The sequence below is a fragment of the Novosphingobium olei genome (assembly GCF_037076535.1).
In the GTDB taxonomy this organism is placed as follows: domain Bacteria; phylum Pseudomonadota; class Alphaproteobacteria; order Sphingomonadales; family Sphingomonadaceae; genus Novosphingobium; species Novosphingobium olei.
Genome location: NZ_AP029021.1, coordinates 118,508 through 138,051, shown reverse-complemented (window position 1 = coordinate 138,051; position 19,544 = coordinate 118,508). Strand labels below are relative to the sequence as shown.

At 67.5% G+C, this 19,544-nt stretch carries 22 protein-coding genes; 16 read left to right on the top strand and 6 right to left on the bottom strand.

Annotated elements, in window-relative coordinates:
* Nucleotides 1-39 precede the first annotated feature (39 nt).
* The 15 genes from AACH40_RS00655 (at nucleotide 40) to AACH40_RS00585 (ending at nucleotide 12,166) form a co-directional block, all read left to right on the top strand.
* The gene (locus tag AACH40_RS00655) at nucleotides 40-1,209 is read left to right on the top strand and encodes a phage major capsid protein (protein WP_338643791.1); all 1,170 of its coding nucleotides are present in this window, start codon (nucleotides 40-42) and stop codon (nucleotides 1,207-1,209) included.
* A 117-nt stretch (nucleotides 1,210-1,326) separates the two neighbouring features.
* A complete protein-coding gene (locus AACH40_RS00650) occupies nucleotides 1,327-1,881 on the top strand; it encodes a head-tail connector protein (protein WP_338643790.1) in 555 nt (184 codons plus the stop codon).
* On the top strand, nucleotides 1,878-2,042 hold the full coding sequence (locus AACH40_RS00645) for a hypothetical protein (RefSeq protein WP_338643789.1): 165 nt from the start codon (nucleotides 1,878-1,880) through the stop codon (nucleotides 2,040-2,042). The genes AACH40_RS00650 and AACH40_RS00645 overlap by 4 nt, the downstream gene beginning before the upstream one ends.
* Nucleotides 2,043-2,045: 3 nt before the next feature.
* Nucleotides 2,046-2,441 (top strand): DUF3168 domain-containing protein, encoded by a 396-nt coding sequence (locus tag AACH40_RS00640; protein WP_338643788.1) that lies wholly within the window; start codon nucleotides 2,046-2,048, stop codon nucleotides 2,439-2,441.
* 23 nt (nucleotides 2,442-2,464) lie between these two features.
* The gene (locus AACH40_RS00635; RefSeq protein ID WP_338643787.1) at nucleotides 2,465-2,872 is read left to right on the top strand and encodes a phage major tail protein, TP901-1 family; all 408 of its coding nucleotides are present in this window, start codon (nucleotides 2,465-2,467) and stop codon (nucleotides 2,870-2,872) included.
* Nucleotides 2,869-3,183, top strand: coding sequence for a gene transfer agent family protein (locus tag AACH40_RS00630; protein WP_169494624.1), 315 nt, complete (start codon nucleotides 2,869-2,871; stop codon nucleotides 3,181-3,183). Before AACH40_RS00635 ends, AACH40_RS00630 begins: the two co-directional genes overlap by 4 nt.
* Entirely contained in the window at nucleotides 3,180-3,419 is a 240-nt protein-coding gene (locus AACH40_RS00625; protein WP_338643786.1) for a phage tail assembly chaperone, read from the top strand. Before AACH40_RS00630 ends, AACH40_RS00625 begins: the two co-directional genes overlap by 4 nt.
* Nucleotides 3,412-3,993 (top strand): tail tape measure protein, encoded by a 582-nt coding sequence (locus AACH40_RS00620; protein ID WP_338643785.1) that lies wholly within the window; start codon nucleotides 3,412-3,414, stop codon nucleotides 3,991-3,993. The genes AACH40_RS00625 and AACH40_RS00620 overlap by 8 nt, the downstream gene beginning before the upstream one ends.
* A 17-nt stretch (nucleotides 3,994-4,010) precedes the next feature.
* Nucleotides 4,011-6,347 carry a DUF2460 domain-containing protein gene (locus tag AACH40_RS00615; RefSeq protein WP_338643784.1) on the top strand — a complete coding sequence of 779 codons (2,337 nt, stop codon included), beginning with the start codon at nucleotides 4,011-4,013 and terminating at the stop codon, nucleotides 6,345-6,347.
* Nucleotide 6,348: 1 nt separating this feature from the next.
* Nucleotides 6,349-7,179, top strand: a complete 831-nt coding sequence (locus tag AACH40_RS00610; RefSeq protein WP_338643783.1) for a DUF2163 domain-containing protein — start codon at nucleotides 6,349-6,351, stop codon at nucleotides 7,177-7,179.
* The gene (locus AACH40_RS00605; RefSeq protein ID WP_338643782.1) at nucleotides 7,176-7,565 is read left to right on the top strand and encodes a peptidoglycan endopeptidase; all 390 of its coding nucleotides are present in this window, start codon (nucleotides 7,176-7,178) and stop codon (nucleotides 7,563-7,565) included. Before AACH40_RS00610 ends, AACH40_RS00605 begins: the two co-directional genes overlap by 4 nt.
* 9 nt (nucleotides 7,566-7,574) lie before the next feature.
* Nucleotides 7,575-9,776 carry a phage tail baseplate protein gene (locus tag AACH40_RS00600; protein WP_338643781.1) on the top strand — a complete coding sequence of 734 codons (2,202 nt, stop codon included), beginning with the start codon at nucleotides 7,575-7,577 and terminating at the stop codon, nucleotides 9,774-9,776.
* 29 nt (nucleotides 9,777-9,805) lie between these two features.
* On the top strand, nucleotides 9,806-10,264 hold the full coding sequence (locus AACH40_RS00595) for a DUF2793 domain-containing protein (protein WP_338643780.1): 459 nt from the start codon (nucleotides 9,806-9,808) through the stop codon (nucleotides 10,262-10,264).
* A 190-nt stretch (nucleotides 10,265-10,454) separates the two neighbouring features.
* Nucleotides 10,455-11,549 carry an OmpA family protein gene (locus AACH40_RS00590; protein ID WP_169494616.1) on the top strand — a complete coding sequence of 365 codons (1,095 nt, stop codon included), beginning with the start codon at nucleotides 10,455-10,457 and terminating at the stop codon, nucleotides 11,547-11,549.
* Nucleotides 11,550-11,638: 89 nt separating this feature from the next.
* Complete coding sequence (locus AACH40_RS00585) at nucleotides 11,639-12,166, top strand: superoxide dismutase family protein (RefSeq protein ID WP_338643779.1); 528 nt, start codon at nucleotides 11,639-11,641, stop codon at nucleotides 12,164-12,166.
* On the opposite strand, the gene AACH40_RS00580 is transcribed toward AACH40_RS00585, so the two are convergent.
* From AACH40_RS00580 to AACH40_RS00555, 6 genes are all read right to left on the bottom strand, one after another.
* Nucleotides 12,167-13,717: an MFS transporter gene (locus tag AACH40_RS00580; protein ID WP_338643778.1), complete on the bottom strand. Its 1,551-nt coding sequence runs from the start codon at nucleotides 13,715-13,717 to the stop codon at nucleotides 12,167-12,169.
* Entirely contained in the window at nucleotides 13,710-14,405 is a 696-nt protein-coding gene (gene queC / locus AACH40_RS00575) for a 7-cyano-7-deazaguanine synthase QueC (protein WP_338643777.1), read from the bottom strand. The genes AACH40_RS00580 and queC overlap by 8 nt, the downstream gene beginning before the upstream one ends.
* 70 nt (nucleotides 14,406-14,475) lie before the next feature.
* Complete coding sequence (locus tag AACH40_RS00570) at nucleotides 14,476-15,387, bottom strand: Hsp33 family molecular chaperone HslO (protein ID WP_169494613.1); 912 nt, start codon at nucleotides 15,385-15,387, stop codon at nucleotides 14,476-14,478.
* A gap of 2 nt (nucleotides 15,388-15,389) precedes the next feature.
* Complete coding sequence (gene argF / locus AACH40_RS00565; RefSeq protein WP_338643776.1) at nucleotides 15,390-16,319, bottom strand: ornithine carbamoyltransferase; 930 nt, start codon at nucleotides 16,317-16,319, stop codon at nucleotides 15,390-15,392.
* A complete protein-coding gene (locus AACH40_RS00560; protein WP_169494611.1) occupies nucleotides 16,316-17,509 on the bottom strand; it encodes an aspartate aminotransferase family protein in 1,194 nt (397 codons plus the stop codon). The genes argF and AACH40_RS00560 overlap by 4 nt, the downstream gene beginning before the upstream one ends.
* 167 nt (nucleotides 17,510-17,676) lie before the next feature.
* Nucleotides 17,677-18,450, bottom strand: a complete 774-nt coding sequence (locus AACH40_RS00555) for a cold-shock protein (RefSeq protein WP_169494610.1) — start codon at nucleotides 18,448-18,450, stop codon at nucleotides 17,677-17,679.
* Nucleotides 18,451-18,703: 253 nt separating this feature from the next.
* On the opposite strand from AACH40_RS00555, the gene AACH40_RS00550 reads away from it, so the two are divergent.
* Nucleotides 18,704-19,540 carry a TerC family protein gene (locus AACH40_RS00550; protein WP_169494609.1) on the top strand — a complete coding sequence of 279 codons (837 nt, stop codon included), beginning with the start codon at nucleotides 18,704-18,706 and terminating at the stop codon, nucleotides 19,538-19,540.
* Nucleotides 19,541-19,544 lie beyond the last annotated feature (4 nt).

Below are 19,544 nucleotides of genomic sequence, written 5' to 3'. Positions count from 1 at the left end.
CGTGGGTGGCCACCCCCAGCAGAAAGGACGTTCAGCCCCATGGACATCGAGAACCACGAAGCGATCGCGGACCTGACCGCCATCGAGACCAAGGCCGACGCGCTGGAAAGCTCGTTCGACCTTGCCGCCCGCCAGGAAGCCCACGACGCGGCGCTGTCGCTGCTGCGCGGCGAAGTGGAGGAAGTGAAGAGCCGGCTGGAGCGCGTCTATCGCACCGGCGCCCGTCCGGCGCTGGCCGGTGGCGACGTGGCATCGGCCAGCCGCAACTTCATCGACGGCTACATCCGCACCGGCCGCGACACCGAATTGAAGTCCATCTCGGGCACGAACCCCGCCGATGGCGGCTATGCCGTGCCGCGCCAGATCGACGAGATGATCGCCAGCCGCCTGGTCAAGATCAGCCCGGTCCGTTCGGTCTCGTCGATCGTGCAGACCAGCACCAGCGGCTTCCGGCGGCTGATCTCGACCGGGGGCACCACCTCTGGCTGGGTCAGCGAAACCGCCTCGCGGCCGGAAACGGCCACGCCGAAGCTCGCTGAAATCGCGCCGCCGATGGGCGAGCTCTATGCCAACCCTTCGGCCACGCAGGCGATGCTCGACGATTCGGCCTTCGACGTCGAAAGCTGGCTTGCCGGTGAAATCGCGGGCGAGTTCGCGCGGGCCGAAGGCGCGGCCTTCATCAACGGCACCGGCACCAGCCAGCCCAAGGGCTTCCTGCAGACCGGATCGAGCACCGCGAACGATGCGACGCGCACCTATGGCACGCTGCAGCACCTGGTTTCGGGCAATGCGACCGGCTTCGACACATCGCCGGATTCGAAGCTGATCGACATGGTCTTCTCGCTGCGCGCGGGCCTGCGCCAGGGCGCGGTGTGGATGATGAATTCGACCACGCTGGCCGCCGTGCGCAAGTTCAAGGCGACCGACGGTTCGTTCCTGTGGCAGCCCGGCATGGTCGACGGCCAGCCGAACCGCCTGCTGGGCTATCCGGTGATCGAGGCCGAGGACATGCCCGACATCGGCGCGGGCGCCTTCCCGATCGCGTTCGGCAACTTCCAGGCCGGCTACCTGATCGCCGAGCGCAGCGCGACCCGCATCCTGCGCGATCCGTACAGCAACAAGCCCTATGTCCAGTTCTATGCGACCCGTCGCATCGGCGGGCAGGTGCTCGACAGCGATGCGATCAAGCTCCTGAAGATCTCCACCTGATCTCCCGAGGGGGCGTTGCGTGTCCCCTTCGCAACGCCCCGACTTCGCCCGCGGCGGTTCCCCCCTTCCCCTTCCGCCGCGGGCGACTTTTCCCCATCCCCATTTCCGGAGACTGCCATGAAGCGGGCAATCGTCGCACCGCCCTCGCTGGCACCGGCCGCGCTGAGTGAACTCAAAGCGTGGCTGGGCATCACCACCGGCCGAGACGACGCGGAGCTGACCGCGCTGCTGATGGCGGCGCTGGACCTGTGCGAGGGCTTTACCGGCACCATGCCGCTTCAGGCGGGCTGCGAGGAAGTGCTGGCCGCCGCGGGCGACTGGCAGACGCTTGGGACCCGGCCCATCCAGGCGATGACCGGGGCCGCCCGGATCGCCCTTACCGGGCAGCGCACCGCGCTTTTGCCAGGCGACTACGAATTCGACATCGGCGCCGATGGCTCCGGCCGGTTCCGGCTGAAGGTGCCAGTGGCGGAGACGCGCATCGCGGTGACCTTCACCGCAGGCCTTGCCGCCACATGGAGCGCGCTGCCGGATCCGCTGCGCCATGGGATCATGCGCCTTGCCGCGCACGAGCACCGCCAGCGTGACGCGCAGAACACCACGCAGCGCCTTGCCCCGCCCGCCGCCGTCGCGGCGCTGTGGCGGCCGTGGCGCAGCATGAGGCTGGCGTGAGCGAGGGTGGCATGAGCGACGCCTTCTCCGCGCTGGAGCAGCGCCTGATCGCCAAGGCGCGGGCGCTGGCCGAGGCACACGCGCTTGCCCGCACGCTGCGCCGCCCGGCCGAGCGCTGGCGCAAGGCGCGGCTGCTGTGGCCCCTGTTCGCAAAGGACTGACCGATGGAAATCGCCTTTCGCGCCGCCATGCTGGCCTGGCTTGCCGCCGATGCGACGCTTGCCGCCTCGCTCAACGCGATCACCGAGGAAGCGCCATCGCGCTCGGCGCTGCCCTGGCTTGCCCTGACCGCCAGCGCGAGCAGCGACTGGAGCACCAAGACCGAAGCCGGGCGCGAAGTGCGCGTGGCCTTCGAACTGAACTATCGCGGGGACGATCCGCTGTCGGAAAGCGCGCTGATCGCCGCTGTCGAACGACGCGTCGAAAGCTTCCCCGCCGACCAGAGCGCCTACGGCTTTCGCGCGGTGAACCTGATGTTCCTGAAAGCGCGCGGCGAACAGCGCGGCGAGGCGCTGCGCGCGCTGGTGCTCGAATATCGTGCGCGGCTGATGGCCGCGTAACCCCTCAACCCAGGAGAACGGACATGGCAGCACAGAAAGGAAGCGCCTTCCTGCTGAAGATCAGCGATGGCGCCCCGACGCCCACCTACAACACCGTGGCGGGCCTGCGCACCACGCAGATGTCGATCAACGGCGAGGCGGTGGTGATCACCAGCAAGGATTCGGGCGGGTGGCGCGAACTGCTGTCGGGCGCGGGCACGCGGTCGGTGAGCGTGAGCGCGGCGGGCATCTTCCTTGGCAGCGCGGCCGAGACGCAGATCCGGGGCAACGCACTGGCCGGCACGATCGCCGACTACGAGCTTTCGTTCGACGGGGGCGAGAAGATGCGCGGCCGGTTCCTTGTCCAGCGGCTCGACTATTCGGGCGATTTCAATGGCGAGCGCAACTACACGATGACGCTCGAAAGCTCGGGCGCGGTGGCGCAGGCATGAGCGCCGTGGCCAACCCCCATCGCGGCGAACTGTCGCTGGTGCTGCAGGGCGTGGAGCACGTGCTGCGCCCGACGTTCAGCGCGCTGGTCGCCGCCGAGCAGGAGCTGGGATCGCTGTTCCACCTCGTCGAACGGGCGAGCGGGGGCGAGCTCAAGCTGGCGGAGCTGGCGACGCTGTTCTGGCACTGTTTGCGCGAGCACGACACGCTCGACCGCGAGGCGTTCGGCGACGCGCTGGTGCAGGCCGGCCTGACCGCATGCGCGCCGGTGCTGCGCGCGCTGCTGGCGCAAGTGCTGAAAGGCGCGGCGTGAGCGACACGGCCGCTGCCCGCGATTTCGGCGACAGCTTCGGCGGAGGCGCGGCGCGCATCGCCGGGCAGGTCGGCCTGCTGCTGGGCTGGTCGCCCGACCGGTTCTGGCAGGCGACACCCGAAGAACTGCGCGCCGTGCTCGGCGCGGCGGGCAGCGGCGGGGCGGGCGGCGATGGAGCTGGCGCGATCGACCGGGCGACGATCAGCGCGATGATGGAGCGCGACCGACATGGATAATCTCGACACCCTCGTCGTCGACGTGCGCGCCAGCACCGACGGCTTTGCCAGCGACGTCGCCAAGATGCGCGACAGTTTCGACGGCATTCTCGTCGAAGGGTTCGCCAAGGGCAGCACCACGCTGGAACGATCGCTGGCGAGCGCGATCCGCAAGGGCAGCCTGGGGTTCGAAGACCTGGGCAAGGTGGCCAACCGCGTGCTCGACACGATCGCCAGCCAGGCGCTGCGCGCAGGCCTGTCCTCGCTCGGCATCGGCGCGGGCACCGACGGCGGCGGTGCGGGCGGAATGGGCGGCCTGACCAGCCTGATCGGCGCGATCTTCGGCCTGCCCGGACGGGCGACGGGCGGCCCCGTGGCACCGGGTCGCCCCTATGTCGTGGGCGAGCGTGGACCTGAGATGTTCGTGCCGACCTCTGCCGGGCGCATCGAGACGGGCGGGACGATGGGCGGCGAGCGCAACGTCAACGTGTCGATCCGCGTGGTCTCGCCCACCGGCACTTCCGGTCCGGAAAGCCTGCGCCGATCGAGCCGCCAGGTGGCGCAGGCGGTGCGCCGCGCGCTGAGCGACAACTGAGAAGGGACGCCCAAGCGATGAGCTTCTGGCTCGCCAAGCAGCGCTCGGTCCAGCAGACCGACGTGATCCAGCGCTTCGACCCGCGCTTCTGGACGGTGGACTTTCCGCGCCCGGCGATGGCGGCGGTGACGACCATCGCACCCGATGCGCTGCGGGTCGACGCGGTGTTCCAGCAAAAGGGCGACCTCGTCGGCCTGATCTGGGAAAGCGAGGACCGCTGGGATCACCCGCTACTGTCCTATGACACCGACCGCGATTACAGCCGCACGACGCTGTCGTTCCGCTGGCGATCGGGTGGGCTGCTGGCGCTGGACGCGGTCAATGGCCCAACCCTGACGATCGAAGGGCGCGATGCGGGCGGAGCGGCGCGGACCTGGTACGTGCGGCTGTGGAACTATGCCACGGGTTCGACGACCGACGCGCAGGTCACCTTGCCGTTCTCGTCGCTCGCCGGCGGGTTCGTGCTGCCGGGCGAGGCCGATCCGGTCCACCCCGCCGATATCGACCGCATGTTCGTTTCGCTGGTGGCGCCGGGCTATGTTGCGGCGAGCACCACCGCGTTCGCGACGCCGCAGATCGGCTGGGCCGAACTGTCGGACATCCGCTGCGACGGGCACCGGCCGATGCTGACGATCGGCGACGTGATGGTGCCGCCGCACAAGCTGGGCATCGCGACGGGTTACGACGACTGCTACAACCAGAGCCCTGCGCGGCTGGTGCGCGCGGTGCAGGGCCTCGGCTACCGTGGCAGCATCAACCACTACATCGGCATGAGCCACTTCTTCTCGCTGAAAGGCGATGGCGCAGGCGGGTTCGTGGTCGATCCGGCCGCAGCGGCGATGAACCCGGCGGCCGACGCGTGGCACCGGGCGTTCCTGATCGAAGCGAAGAGCGCGGGATACACCGTGATCCTGTCGCAATCGTTCGAGGTTCTGGCGCAGCATTGCCCGGCCGCGTGGCAGCAGCGCACAGCAGCCGGTGATCCCGCGTTGACCGGGTGGAGCCCGCCATCGACGCTGCTTTCCCCCGCAAACACGAGCGCGACCGCCTGGCTGCGCAAGGTGGCGCTGGCGCTGGCGGCGTTGCAGCAGGGGGCGGTGCTTCCGGTACGCTACCAGATCGGCGAGCCGTGGTGGTGGGTCACGGCGGACAAGCAGATCTGCCTGTACGACGATGCGGCCAAGGCTGCGCTGGGCGGAAATCCGGTGGCGATCCCGTCACTGTCGGGCACGCTGTCCGCCACGCAGCGCAGCCTGCTCGATGCGGCGGGCGTGATCCTGGCGGCGGCAACCAGCGACCTTGCCAACGCGGTGCGTACGGCGGCGGGAGGCGCGGGCGCGGAAGTGCTGCTTCTCGCCTTCCTGCCAACGGTGCTGGACCCGGCAACGCCCGAGGCGCACCGCGCCAACCTGCCGTCCGGCTGGGCCTACCCTGCGTTCGATGTCCTGCAGCTTGAGGACTACGACTGGCTGGTCGCGGGCAAGGAAGCGCTGCGCGCTGCGGCGCGGGCGGCGGCGGAGGCCAAGCTTGGCTACGCGCGCAGCCGCCAGCACTTCCTGTCGGGCTTCGTGCTGACGCCGGGTGACGACACCCCCTGGCGCCGGATCGACGCCGCGGCGGACGAGGCGATTGGCCTGGGCGTTGCCGAAACCTTCATCTGGGCCCTGCCGCAAGTTGCGCGCGACGGCTTCACCCGGTTGCCAGAGACAAGTGAGGATGCGCCCATGCAGGCCTTTGACGACGTGCTGTTTCCCATCGCGCTCGGACGGGCGGCGACGGTGACGCCCGAGTTTTCGACCAACGTGACGATCACCGCATCGGGCTTCGAGCGCCGCAACAGCCTGTGGTCGAACGCGCGGCTGCGCTTCGACGTCGGCCCCGGCGTGCGGTCGGAAGCGGAGCTGGGGGAACTGATCGCGTTCTTCCGGGCGAGGCGCGGGCAAGCGCGCGGCTTCCGCCTGCGCGATCCCTCCGACTACAGCTCCAACGGGATGACGGGCGTGCCCTCGTCCGCCGATCAGGTGATCGGCATCGGCGATGGCGCGAAATCGCGGTTCGCCCTGATCAAGTCGTATGGTGCGGGCGACGAAACGCAGACGCGGCGCATCACCCGGCCACGGCCCGAGAGCGTGATCGTCAGCGTCAACGGGACCGAACGGCACGACTGGACGCTGGCCGATGGCGGCACGATCGTGTTCGCATCGGCCCCCGCCGCCGCTGCGGTGGTCGCCGCCGGCTACCTGTTCGACGTGCCGGTGCGCTTTGCCGAAGACCAGCTCGAGATCAGCGGCGCGGCCTTTGCCGCCGGCGAAGCGCCGACGGTTCCGCTGGTCGAACTGCGCGAGGATGCCTGAGATGAGCGACCCTGCGCGCGTATGGTTTCGCGAAACGCTGGAAACGGTGGCGGTGTGGTGGCGCATCGAGCGGCTGGACGGGGTGACGCTGGGCTTCACCAGCCACGACCGCGACTTGTGGTTCGGCGCGCTGCTGCACCGCACCGCACCCGGCATGACCCCGTCAGCCATCCGCAAGACCGGCAGCCTGGAACCGGACAGCGCCGAGATCGCGGGCGCGCTGAGCCACGACGCGATCCGCGAAGAGGACCTTGCGGCCGGTCGGTTCGACGGGGCCGCGATCATCCTCGGACTGGTCGACTGGGAGACCTTCGAGCAGCAGGAACTCTATCGCGGCACGATCGGCGCGGTCGGCACCGAAGGCGATGGCTTTTCGGCCGAGCTGCTGTCGTTGAAGACACTGCTCGACCGCGAACTGGTGCCGCGAACGTCGCCGACGTGCCGGGCCGAGTTCTGCGGTACGGGTTGCACGCTTTCGGCCGCGCGGTTTTCCTCGCGCGGGACAATCTTGGGCGCCTCGGCCGATGGCACGGCGATCCGCGTGGCCACGACGGCACCGCTTGCGAACCTCGCCTTCGGACGGGTGCGCATTCTGCAGGGGGCTGCCAGTGGCCTGTGGCGCAGGATCGAAAGCGTGAGCGGCGACTGGCTGCTGCTCGACCGGCGGCTCGAGACCGACATCGCGGCTGGAACCGCGGTGCTGCTGCGCGAGGGGTGCGACCACACGATCGAGACCTGCGGCGCGCGTTTCGGCAATGCGGTGAACTTCCAGGGCGAGCCCTACCTGCCCGGCATCGACCTGCTGGCGCGCTATGCGGTGCCGGGATCGTGAACGCGCGACTGGAGCGCGCGGCGCTGGGCCTTGTCGGCACCCGCTACCGGCTGCACGGGCGCGATCGCGATAGCGGAGTCGACTGCGTGGGCCTCGTCGCGCTGGCCATGCGCGAGGCCGGGTATAGCGCGGTCGCTCCGACGGGCTACGCGCTGCGCCATGCGGATGTTGCGACGCTGACCGGGCTGGCGCGCGCGAACGGCTTTGTCGCGGTAGGAAGCCGGGGCGATCTGGTGCTCGCGATGGCGAACCCGGTCCAGCCGCACCTGCTGATCCGCACGACGCAAGGCTTCGTCCATGCCCATGCGGGCCTGCGCCGCGTGACCTTGTTGCCCGGCGCCCTGCCCTGGCCGGTCGCGGGCGAATGGCAGCTTCCAGAAGAATAGGAACCACGGATGGCAACGCTGCTTCTCACCGCTGTCGGTACGATCCTTGGCGGCCCCATCGGCGGCGCGATCGGCGCGCTGGCGGGCCGGCAGATCGACAATGCGATCGTTGGCGGACGGACGGTCAAGGGGCCGCGCCTCAAGGAACTGAACGTCCAGTCCTCAAGCTATGGCGACGCCCTGCCGCTGCATTTCGGCACGGTGCGCACGGCGGGCACCGTGATCTGGTCCACCGAACTGGTGGAGCATGAGGAGACGAGCGGGGGCGGCAAGGGCAGGCCGAAGGTCAAGACCTATACGTATACTGTGTCGTTCGCCGTGGCGCTGTCGAGCCGCCCGATCGGATCGATCGGACGCGTCTGGGCGGACGGGAACTTGCTGCGAGGCAGCGCGGGCGACCTCAAGGTCGGCGGGACGATGCGCGTCCACACCGGCCACGGCGACCAGGCACCGGACCCGCTTATGGCGCAGGCCGAAGCCGCCGGCCGCTGCCCAGCCCATCGCGGCGTGGCCATCGCGGTCTTCGAGGACCTTGAACTCGCCAACTTCGGCAACCGCATTCCCTCGCTCTCCTTCGAAGTGCTTGCCGATGACGGCTGCACGGTGGCGAAGGTGCTGGAGACGATCCTTCCCGAAGCGGACTGTTCCCGGATCGACCAGGCGTTCGATGGCTTCAGCATCGACCAGGGTGCGGCCGGCGATACGATCACGGCGATCGGCGCCGCCATTCCCCTTTCCGCCTGGGTGGATCGGGGAACGCTGGTGCTGGCGCACGCCGATCGTCCGCCGGCCACGCTGCCGGTTCTGGCGGAACCTTCCGCGACCGAAGAGGACGGCGGCAGGGCGCCGACCAGCGCCGGCTGGTCGAAGCGCCGCGAACCGCTACCCCAGATCGCCAATTGCGCGATCCGCTACTACGATCCGGCGCGCGACTTCCAGCCCGGTTTCCAGCGCGGCAAGGGCAGGAGCGAGCGCGGCGAGCTGCAGGTGATCGACCTGCCCGCCGCGATCGATTCCGACAGTGCGCGCGCCTTCGCCGATGCTGCCGCGCTGCGCCGTTCGCACGCCATGGAGCGGATCACCTATCGCACCGCAGAGATCGATCCGGCACTTCTCTCCGCCCCACTCGTCGAGGTGCCGGTTGCCAGAGGGATCTGGCGGATCGAGGACTGGGAATGGCAGAAGGACGGGGTCCTCCTGAACCTTGCCGCCGTGCCCGCGCTGCAGGGACAGACCACCGCGACGGCGGCGACCACGGATCCCGGCCGCTACAATGCGCCCGCCGACCTCGCCATCACGCCGACGCTGCTCGATGCCTTCGAACTGCCGTGGGATGGCAGCGGCGATGGCAACCAGACGCCGTTGTACGTTGCCGCGTCGAGCAGCGGCGGCGGGTGGAGAGGCGCAGCGCTGTTCGGGCGCAAGACTGGCGGTGCGCCGGGTCTCGTGAGCCTGGGATCGGCCGCTGCGCGCCGCGCGGTCATCGGCCAGACCATCGGGGCGCTGGCCGCGGGATCGCCGATGGTGTTCGACCAGAGCAATTCGGTCGACATCCAGCTTGTTTCCATGGACTTCGCGCTGGCCGATGCGGACGTGCCCGCCCTGCTCGCCAACGCAGCGAACCGCGCGCTGATCGGATCGGAGATCGTCCAGTTCGGCAAGGCTACGCCGCTCGGTGGCGGGCGCTGGCGGATATCCTCGCTGCTGCGCGGGCGCGGCGGCACGGAGTGGGCCATTGCCACCCACGGTGCGGCGGGCGAACCGTTCGTGCTGCTGGACGATCGCCTGACACAGATAGCCGATACGCAGGCCGGCGAGTTCGACGAGATTATCGGAGTGGGCCTCAACGACACGACGCCCGCCGCTGCGACCATCATGGGCACGGGCAGCGCCTTGCAACCGCTCAACCCCGTACATGGGCAGGCCGAGGTTCTTCCCGACGGCGCCGTGCGGCTTTCGTGGGTGCGGCGCGCGCGCGGCGCATGGCGATGGCTGGACCAGGTCGAGGTTCCGTTGAACGAGGAAAGCGAGAGCTGGGACATCGTGCTGGGCACGATCGAAACCCCGTTGGCGCGCTGGGCGGCATCGACATCGACGATAACCATTCCAGCTGCCCAGTTGCCGCCCGGCGGATCGGGATCGGCCACGTTCCTTGTCCGCCAGATCGGCAGGAACTCGATGTCGAGGCCGCTCGCCATTCCGCTTCCCTGAAGCCCATACCCTCCACCCGGAGAAGCCCTATGACCGACACAATCACCTATCCGACCGTCACGCCGCGGCTTGCCCTGCCACTGCTGTTTGCCGGGCAGAGCCAGAAGGAAACGACGGTCAACGAAGCGCTGGTACTGACCGACCTGTTGCTGAACGCATCCGTCGAAGGCACGCTGGCGACCCCGCCGGACGCGCCCGTATCGGGCCAGGCGTGGATCGTGGGAGCGTCGCCGACCGGCGCGTTCGCCGGACATGCCCGTCAGATCGCCGCTTGGACCGATGGCGGCTGGCGCTTCGTCACGCCGTTCCAGGGGATGATCGTGCAGGACCGGGCGCGCAACTGCGCCGCACGATACACTACCGACTGGCAGTACGCCGTCGCTCCTGCACTTCCCACGGGCGGCACGGTCGTGGACAGCCAGGCACGGTCGGCCATTTCCGCGTTGGTAACCCTGCTTGTATCTGCAGGGATTTTTTCGGCAGCCTAGCGGAACCAATCGATGCGTGTGGCATTTGGACGGCACATGAGGGCGTTTTCCACGATGCTTCGCTGCAGAAACAACCACTAGTAGTTGTTTTTGGGCAACAGATTGGATGCCTGCCCGCTTGCATGAATACAATAGAACCGGTAGACATCTGCCACGACGTGGCGTGATTTCGCTAAAAGGGGAAACGATAATGCGGAAACTGGTCCTTGGCTTTGCCTTGGCGTCGACAGCAATGGCGACTCCGGCGCTGGCCCGGAATGATTCCTGGTACGTCGAAGCCGATGGCGGCGCGATGCTGCTGGAGAATTCGGAAGTCAAAGTTGATGGCGTTGCCAACGCCGCAACTCTCGACACGAAGACGGGCTACGACTTCGGCGGGATCGTTGGTTACGACTTCGGCGGTTTCCGCCTTGAGTCGGAAGTGAGCTACCGTCACGCCAAGACGGACTCGCTGGAATACAACGGCACGACCTTCAACCGCGAAGACGGCAACCTGCGTGGCCACGCCCGTGCGCTGAGCTACATGGTCAACGGCCTGCTCGATTTCGGCGATGACGATGGCCTCCAGGGCTTCGTCGGCGGCGGTGTCGGCGTTGCCAACGTCAAGTATCACGTCATCACCCCGGTGAACGTCGGTACCGACGATTCGGACACCAACTTCGCCTGGCAGGTTCTGGCTGGCGTTCGCGCCCCGCTGAACAAGCACTGGGACGTGGGCCTGAAGTACCGTTTCTTCAACGTCAACAACGTGAAGCTGGCCGGCAACGGCCTGATCGCTGGCGTGCCGCTCGAAACCCGCTTCCGCTCGCACTCGCTGCTGGCGACCCTGGCCTACAACTTCGGTGGTGCAGAGCCGATGCCGGAGCCTGCTCCGCCGCCGCCGCCCCCGCCGCCGCCCCCGCCGCCCCCGCCGCCCCCGCCGCCGGCTCCGGTTTGCAACAAGGGTCCGTACATCGTGTTCTTCGACTGGGATAAGTCGGACATCACGCCTGAAGCGGCGACCATTCTCGACAACGCCGTCACGGCTTACGGCAACTGCGCCAACGTTCCGATCATGCTGGCCGGTTACACCGACCGTTCGGGTACGCCGAAGTACAACCTCGGCCTCTCGGCTCGTCGTAACGCTTCGGTCCAGTCGTACCTCACCTCGCACGGCGTGCCGCAGGCTGCGATCACCAGCCAGGCGTTCGGTGAAGCCAACCCGCGCGTTCCGACCGCCGACGGCGTTCGCGAACTGCAGAACCGCCGCGTCGAGATCACTTACGGTCCGGGCTCGGGCATGTAAGCGACCGACAGGTTGTTTTTTGGAAGGGGCTGGAGCAATCCGGCCCCTTCTTCGTTGGTGGCACGACACGACTTCTGCGGGAGGCTCGATTGAACCGGATTGCTCTGCTCACGACCACGGTGGCCGCCCTCGGCCTGTCCGCCTGCGCGACGACGGCGGACACTTCGCGCACGCTCGGCACCGCGGACATGTTCGACGCCAGTGGCAAGTCGATCGGAACCGCCCGGCTGACCGAGCGCGGTGGATCCGTGATGCTGACGCTCGATGCCAGCAACCTTGCACCGGGTGAGCACGGCCTTCATCTGCATGCCGTCGGTAAGTGCGAGGCGCCGGGCTTCACCTCCGCCGGCCCGCACCTGAACCCGACCTCACGCGCTCATGGAATGCACAATCCAGCAGGGGCGCACCTTGGCGACCTTCCCAACCTCATGGTCGGAAGCGCGGGCACCGGAACTGCCACGGCTACGCTGCAGGGCGCTGCCGACACCCTCCTGCCCAGCATCTTCGACCAGGACGGCACGGCGATCGTAGTCCATGCGGGGCCGGACGACTACATGACCGACCCAGCAGGCAACAGCGGCAGCCGCATCGCCTGTGGCGTGTTCAAGCCCGCCTGATCAAGCGCCGCGCGCCTGCTCCTGGCGGTAGCAACTCCGCCAGGCAATCCCCAAGGCGACGAATGCAGGGATCAGCAGCAGAAGCATCGCGCCCAGCCCAACCCGCAAGCTGGCGAATTCGGTCGAGATCCGTCCCGCGCTATAGGGCCCCAGGGCCAGCCCCAGGATAGTCGCGCCGAGGAAGAAGGCTGCGGTTGCCGTGGCGCGCAGCGATGGTGGCACCAGGTTGACCATAGCGCCCGAGGCACCGCCCAGCCCGGCGCTCATCAGGAACCACATGGGGAAGACCGACAGCAGGAACACGGTCGAGGAGCCGGTCAGCAGCGACACAAGATTGGGCACCAGCGAAAGCGCCGAGGCCACGATCACGATCAGGATCCGTCGCGAATTGCTTCCATTCGCACCGACCCGGTCGCCCAGCGCCCCGCCGGTCACCACGCCCAGGGCGCCACCCGCAGCGGCCGACCCGCCGACGACCAGCGCGACGGCCGTGGGCGAAATGGCGTGATACTGCATCGCGAACAGCGGTCCGAACGCGGCGCTTGCGTAGGACACCGCGCTCAGCAAGCCATAGCCGATGTTGAGACCGACAATCGTCGGCGACTTCCAGATGACCTGGTACGCTGCCGGATCCGAAAGCCGCAATGAGCTCGCCCATGATATGATCGCGTAGACCCCGGTTCCGAGCGCGATCCATTGCAGGGGGTCGCCCAGCAGCAGGCTGGCCAAGGTGGCTGCCGCAGCGACGAGTGCCAACGCGATCAGGTTCGACACCAGCGAGGCGCGGCCACGACGCGCCGCGGCAAAAAGCGTGAATGGTGGGACGATTGTGCCTAGATCGGCGACAAAGGCGCGAAGCGCTTGCCGTCCGGACTGGTTGGGATGCGGGGTTCCTTCATATCGCCCGCGAACCGGCTCGCGCAGACTGCGCACCCAGGCCGACAGCAACAGCCCCGGAATGCCGACGGCAAGGAACGCCGCCTGCCAACCAGCCAGGCCGAACGGTCGCTCGCTTATCGGAAAGGCATTGTTCCAGGCGCTGGCGATGGACGTGCCGAGATAGAGCGACACCCCGCCGCCCAGATAAACGCCCGCCGAATAGATCGCGATGGCCGTCGCCCTGCGCCGCGGCGGAAAGTAGTCCGCAAGCAGCGAATAGGCACAGGGCCCTGCCGTTGCTTCGCCCACGCCGACGCCGATGCGGGCCGCGCCCAATTGAACGAACGAACGCGACAGCCCCGAAAGCGCGGTCATTCCCGACCACAGCGCGAGCCCGATCGCCAACAACCGGGTCCTGGCATAGCGATCCGCGAGCTTGCCCAGCGGGATCCCGAACAAGGCATAGAAGACACCGAACGCGGTGCCGTAGAGAAAGCCGAACTGCCCGTCATCGATGGCCAGATCGCGCTTGATGTCGACCGCGAGAATCGTCAGCAGCTGGCGATCGACGAAATTGAGCAGACAGACCAAGACCAGTACGCCCAACGCGTACCAGCTGTACCCTTCGACCCGCGCGCCAATGGCGCCCGGATCCCTAGCAACCTCATCCATATATCGTCCCGTCGTCCAGGCCCGCCTCTTGGAACCCGGCACGACGCAGACGGCAGCTGTCGCATTGACCGCATGCACGGCCATCGGGAAGCGGATCGTAACACGACCAGCTCTCCCCTGCATCAAGCTTAAGCCTTGCCGCTTCACGCGCGATGTCAGCCTTGCGCAAGTGCTGCAGCGGCGCATGGACGGTCACCTTACCCCCCTTCGCGCCATAGCTCGTGGCGACGCGCGCAAGGCCCTCGAAGCCGGCGACGAATTCCGGGCGGCAGTCCGGATAGCCCGAATAGTCGAGCGCGTTGACGCCGATGAACAGGTCGGCCGATCCCGCCGCTTCGGCCCAGGCCAGCGCCAGCGAGAGGAATACGAGGTTGCGCGCCGGCACATAGGTGATCGGGATATCCGGGCCCACGCCGTCCTTGGGCACGTCGATGTCGGCGGTCAGCGCCGATCCGCCGAACTGCCGCAGATCGAGCGGAAGAATGACGTGCCGCTCCACGCCGACCCGGGTGGCGATGCGCTTGGCGGCATCGAGTTCAACGCGATGCCGCTGGTTGTAATCGATGGTGAGCGCCAGAACACGGAAGCCCTGCTCCTTGGCAAGGCCTGCGCAGACCATGGAATCGAGCCCGCCCGACAGGAGGACTACCGCGAGAGGCGCGTCGGCGCCGAGGGAGTTTGCGACCATGCCTGATCGCTAGCCTTCGGGCCGGAACGACGCAATGCCGGGCCGCGCGCCAGCGGCGCCTGTGGCAAGATCAGGCGGTCGGCTTGATCACGAAATCCTTCGAACAAAACGCGCAGTCGACGACGATGTCGCCTGCCTCGTTCGCCATCTCCGCCTGTTCGTCGGCCGGGAAGCGTCCGATCAGTTCGCGGTAGTGTTCCAGCGTGCAGCGGCAGCCGCGCACGATCTTTGCCCCCGGTGCCACGCGCACCTCGCGCTCTTCGTGGAACAGGCGCCACAGCAGGTCTTCCAGGCCAAGCGATGCGTCGGACAGTTCAGCCGGGGTGATCGCCCCGCCCATGATCGAGACGTGTTCCCACTGCGGATGATCCAGCCGCACATGCAAGCGCTCGCGCCCCTCCTCGCCTTCGGGAAGGTGCTGGAGCAACAAGCCACCGGCCGAGGCGTGACCGGGTTCGCAGTTGATGCCAAGCCGGATCAGCGTCGGCACCTGCTCCGATTGCCAGAAATATCGCTCGCAAGCTTCGCGCAGGCTGCCGCCTTCAAGCGGCACGATGCCCTGATAACGCTGGCCCGTCGCGGCAAGGTCGAAGGTGATCGCAAGATAGCCATCGCCGAACAGCGAATGGAGGCTGGGGCTCGGCCCCAGTTCGTCCAGACGGGCACGATCATGACGGACATAGCCGCGCAACTCGCCGTTGCGATAATCGCAGACGAGCAGGTCGACGACACCGTCTTGAGACTGCGCCTGCATGGTGAGCTGGCCTTCGCCATCCTTGAGCAGCGAGCCGAGCAGCGCCGTGACCACCAGCGCTTCGGCCAGCAGGTTGCGGATCGGCAGGGGATAGGCGTGCGCCGACAGGATCGTGTCGAGAACGGGGCCGAGCCGCACCATGCGACCGCGCGTGTCGCGGTCGGGGATCGTGAATTGCAGGATGCGATCGAACCCGGTCCGATCGTCACCCGTTTCCTGCTGCGCCATCGTCAGATCTGTCCAAACACCCAGCGCAGGATCGACTTCTGCGCGTGAATCCGATTTTCTGCTTCGTCCCAGACGGCCGAATGCGGTCCATCGATAACGGCGTCGGTCACTTCCTCGTTCCGGTGCGCCGGCAGGCAGTGCAGGAACACGGCATCCGATCGAGCCTGCGCCATCAGGCGCTCATCGACCTGGTAGGGCGCCATGGCCGCCAGCTTCGCCTCGGCGTGGGCCTGGCCCATCGAGATCCAGGTGTCGGTCACCACCACGTCGGCCCCGCGTACCGCTTCGCCGGCATCGCGGTGCACGCTGATCCGCGCGCCCCCGGCCTCGGCGAGGGCCATGAAGCCGCCGTCCGGCTCATACCCTTCGGGCACGCCGATGCGGACGTTGAACTTCATCAGCCCGGCCGCCTCGACGATCGAGTTCAGCACGTTGTTGCCATCGCCAAGCCACGCGACCTCAAGGCCGGGCAACGCCTTGCCGCGCTCGATCACGGTCAGCAGGTCCGCCGCGATCTGGCAGGGGTGCGACAGGTCGGTCAGGCCGTTGATCACCGGCACGCTGGCATAATGCGCCAGCTCTTCGACCTTGGCATGATCGTCGGTGCGCAGCATGATCGCGTCGGCCATGCGGCTCAGCACGCGCGCCGTATCGGCGATGGTTTCGCCACGGCCGAGCTGGGTTGTCCCCGAATCGAGAATGACCGCGCTGCCACCCAATTGCCGGATGGCGATGTCGAACGACACGCGCGTGCGGGTCGAATTCTTCTCGAACACCATCGCCAGCACATGGTCGGCAAGCGGCGCGTCGGCGTCGACCCGGCCCTTCGGTTGGCCGACACGCGCGCGCTTGCGGTCGATCGCGTCCGCCAGGATCGCGGCAACGCCGTCTCCGCCCGCATCGACGAGGTTGAGGAAGTCGCGCTTGCTCATGTCGCGGGGCTTTCGACGCTGTAGCTGGCGGCGGCGGCCGAAAGCTTGTCCATGAACTCGTCGATCTCGGCATCGCCGATCACCAGCGGGGGCAGGATGCGCACGGTCATGTCGCCCGCCGCCACGGTCAGCAGCTGGTGATTGTCGCGCATGTGCGCCACGAACGGACGCGGTTCGATCTTCATCTTGACGCCGAGCATCAGCCCGCGCCCGCGCACGAGCTCGAACATGTCGGGGTAGTTGCCGATGAACTGTTCGAGCCGGCCGCGCAGGCGCTCGCCCGTGGCGTTGACCTGCGCCAGGAATTCCGGGTTGGCCACCACGTCGAGCACCGCTTCGCCGGCCGCCATCGCCAGCGGGTTGCCGCCATAGGTGCTGCCGTGGGTGCCGATCACCATGCCGCGCGCCGCCTTTTCGGTGGCGAGGCACGCGCCGACGGGGAAGCCGCCGCCGATGCCCTTGGCCGTCGCCATCACGTCGGGCGTCACGCCGTACTGTTCATAGGCGTAAAGCGTGCCGGTGCGCGCGACGCCGCACTGCACCTCGTCGAAGATCAGCACGAGATCGTGCTCGTCGCACAAGGCGCGCAGGCCCTTGAGGAATTCCTCGGACGCATCGCGGATGCCGCCTTCGCCCTGGATCGGTTCGACCAGGAACCCGGCCGTGTTGGGGCCAATCGCTGCCTTGGCGCCTTCGAGATCGTCGAAGTCGACGTACTTGAACCCTTCGAGCAGCGGCAGGAAGCCGTGGTGCATCTTTTCCTGGTTCGACGCGCTGATCGTCGCCAGCGTGCGGCCGTGGAAGGCGTTCTTGAAGGTGATGAGTTCGTACTTGTCGGTATTGCCGACGTGCTGGTGGTAAGCGCGCGCCGTCTTGATCGCGCATTCCACCGCCTCGGCACCCGAGTTGGTGAAGAACACCGTGTCGGCAAACGTCAGGTCGACCAGCCGCTGCGCAAGGTGTTCCCCCTGCGGGCTGCCGTAGAGGTTGGAGACATGCATCAGCGTGGCGGCCTGGCGCTGGATGGCGCCGATCAGGTGCTCGTTCGAATGGCCGAGCAGGTTCACCGCGATGCCGCTGGCGAAGTCGAGATAGCGGGTGCCGTCCTCGGAAATCAGGTGGCAATGTTCGCCTCGCACCGGACGCACGCCGCACCGGGGGTAGACGGGCATCAGCGGGGTGATCGACATCGGCATCTCCTGTTCATTCACGAATCGGCTCCGCGCTCTGGGCGGGCCGCAGATGGAAGGTGGGAATCGCAAACGACAAATGGCGGCCCCGGAAGGGCCGCCATCTGGGCACGTTTAGGCTTTTGCAGGCCCCCGGTCAAACCGACCAAGGGGCGATGCGATCGGGATCAACCCTGGACCGGCACCAGGTTGACCGCCGAGTGCTTGCCTCGTCGATCGACCTCGAGATCGAACTCGAGCTTGTCGCCCTCGTTCAGCTCGCGCAGGCCCGAACGCTCAACCGCGCTGATATGCACGAATGCGTCCGGCTGGCCGTCGTCACGCGTGATGAAGCCGAAGCCCTTCATCGCGTTGAAGAACTTGACCGTGCCGGTGGCCTTCTCGCCCGTCAGCTGGCGCTGCGGGGCAGCCGGCTTGGCCGCCACCGGGATGACGTCGCCCACGACCTGAAGGTCGGCGGCCGAAATCTTCCCGCCGCGATCGACGAGGTTGAATTCGAGCTGCTGCCCTTCGGCCAGACCTTCAAGACCCGCGCGCTCGACCGCGCTGATGTGCACGAACACATCTTCGCCGCCGTCTTCACGCTGGATGAAGCCGAAGCCCTTCTGGCCGTTGAAGAACTTTACGACACCCTTGCCGGTGCCGACCACCTGGGCGGGCATGCCGCCGCCGCGCGGACCGCCGAAGCCACCACCGCCGCCGCCGCGCGGGCCACCGAAGCCGCCGCCACCGCCGCCGCCGAAGCCGCCGCGATCGCCGCCACCGAAGCCACCACGGTCACCGCCGCCGAAGCCACCACGGCCGCCGCCGCCGCCGAAACCGCCGCGGTCATAACCACCGCCGCCGAAACCGCCGCCACCGCCGTAGGGATCAAAACCTTCGTCGCCGAAACCGTCGCGCTTGTCGCGTCCGCGACCCCGCCGCCCTCTGTCAAAACCCATAAAAACCAATAAACCTTCGTTCGCCCTGCTTTCCCGGCACCGCTGGCCGGACTCGAATGCCGGCGGCACGACAAGGGATTCGCGCCGGATTTCAGCCGGCCCACTCCATTGCACTTTCCACTATAGCCTACAAAAACGCCCAGCGCGAACGGAATCCACCGTTTTCGCCGAAAACGGCGCGAAATACTTTGACATTTGCGACAACGCAGCTCCGCCTTGCCGACGCGGGCTGCATTGGGCACAAGCCCAAGCCATGGATATTCTCGCACTCCTGGCCGATCCCGCCGCCTGGGCCGCCTTCGTCACGCTCGTCCTGCTCGAGATCGTGCTGGGCATCGACAACCTGGTGTTCATCGCCATCCTGTCGAACAAGCTGCCGCCCGAACAGCAGCAGAAGGCGCGGCGCATCGGCCTCCTGCTCGCGCTTGGCCTGCGGCTGGGCCTGCTCACGCTGATCGGCTGGATCGTCACCCTGCAGGCGCCGCTGATCGACCTCGGCATCGCCGGCAAACCCGGGGCGCATGGCGAACCGACGTTCGAAACGGCGTTTTCGGGTCGCGACCTGATCCTGATCGCAGGCGGCCTGTTCCTGCTGTGGAAGGCGACCAAGGAAATTCACCACAACATCGATCCCGAGCCGAGCGGCGAGTTGCTCGACCACAAGGGGCACGGCGGAGCGGGACATGGGGGCAGCGCAGGCCAGGCGGTCGTTGCCAACTTCGGCTCGACCATCGCGCAGATCATCGCGCTCGATCTGGTCTTCTCGATCGATTCGATCCTCACCGCCGTCGGCATGACCGACGAGATCCCGATCATGATCGCCGCGGTCGTCACCACGGTATCGCTGATGATGATCGCGGCCGATCCGCTGGCGAAGTTCATCGAAAAGAACCCCAGCCTCGTCATGCTGGCGCTCTCGTTCCTGGTGATGATCGGGCTCGTGCTGCTGGCAGACGGGTTCGGACTCCACATTCCCAAGGGATACATCTACGCGGCGATGGGCTTCTCGGTATTCGTCGAGCTGCTCAACATCGTCGGCCGCAACCGGCGCGAAAAGCGCCGGCTCGCGGACGCGGCGGCAAGAGGATAAGAAT

What these genes read in the sequence shown, in the direction of transcription:
- AACH40_RS00655 (WP_338643791.1), top strand. Translation starts at nt 40, where the DNA reads ATGGACATCGAGAACCACGAAGCGATCGCGGACCTGACCGCCATCGAG.
- AACH40_RS00650 (WP_338643790.1), top strand. Translation starts at nt 1,327, where the DNA reads ATGAAGCGGGCAATCGTCGCACCGCCCTCGCTGGCACCGGCCGCGCTG.
- AACH40_RS00640 (WP_338643788.1), top strand. Translation starts at nt 2,046, where the DNA reads ATGGAAATCGCCTTTCGCGCCGCCATGCTGGCCTGGCTTGCCGCCGAT.
- AACH40_RS00635 (WP_338643787.1), top strand. Translation starts at nt 2,465, where the DNA reads ATGGCAGCACAGAAAGGAAGCGCCTTCCTGCTGAAGATCAGCGATGGC.
- AACH40_RS00630 (WP_169494624.1), top strand. Translation starts at nt 2,869, where the DNA reads ATGAGCGCCGTGGCCAACCCCCATCGCGGCGAACTGTCGCTGGTGCTG.
- AACH40_RS00620 (WP_338643785.1), top strand. Translation starts at nt 3,412, where the DNA reads ATGGATAATCTCGACACCCTCGTCGTCGACGTGCGCGCCAGCACCGAC.
- AACH40_RS00615 (WP_338643784.1), top strand. Translation starts at nt 4,011, where the DNA reads ATGAGCTTCTGGCTCGCCAAGCAGCGCTCGGTCCAGCAGACCGACGTG.
- AACH40_RS00610 (WP_338643783.1), top strand. Translation starts at nt 6,349, where the DNA reads ATGAGCGACCCTGCGCGCGTATGGTTTCGCGAAACGCTGGAAACGGTG.
- AACH40_RS00600 (WP_338643781.1), top strand. Translation starts at nt 7,575, where the DNA reads ATGGCAACGCTGCTTCTCACCGCTGTCGGTACGATCCTTGGCGGCCCC.
- AACH40_RS00595 (WP_338643780.1), top strand. Translation starts at nt 9,806, where the DNA reads ATGACCGACACAATCACCTATCCGACCGTCACGCCGCGGCTTGCCCTG.
- AACH40_RS00590 (WP_169494616.1), top strand. Translation starts at nt 10,455, where the DNA reads ATGCGGAAACTGGTCCTTGGCTTTGCCTTGGCGTCGACAGCAATGGCG.
- AACH40_RS00580 (WP_338643778.1), bottom strand. Translation starts at nt 13,717, where the DNA reads ATGGATGAGGTTGCTAGGGATCCGGGCGCCATTGGCGCGCGGGTCGAA.
- queC (WP_338643777.1), bottom strand. Translation starts at nt 14,405, where the DNA reads ATGGTCGCAAACTCCCTCGGCGCCGACGCGCCTCTCGCGGTAGTCCTC.
- AACH40_RS00570 (WP_169494613.1), bottom strand. Translation starts at nt 15,387, where the DNA reads ATGGCGCAGCAGGAAACGGGTGACGATCGGACCGGGTTCGATCGCATC.
- argF (WP_338643776.1), bottom strand. Translation starts at nt 16,319, where the DNA reads ATGAGCAAGCGCGACTTCCTCAACCTCGTCGATGCGGGCGGAGACGGC.
- AACH40_RS00560 (WP_169494611.1), bottom strand. Translation starts at nt 17,509, where the DNA reads ATGTCGATCACCCCGCTGATGCCCGTCTACCCCCGGTGCGGCGTGCGT.
- AACH40_RS00555 (WP_169494610.1), bottom strand. Translation starts at nt 18,450, where the DNA reads ATGGGTTTTGACAGAGGGCGGCGGGGTCGCGGACGCGACAAGCGCGAC.
- AACH40_RS00550 (WP_169494609.1), top strand. Translation starts at nt 18,704, where the DNA reads ATGGATATTCTCGCACTCCTGGCCGATCCCGCCGCCTGGGCCGCCTTC.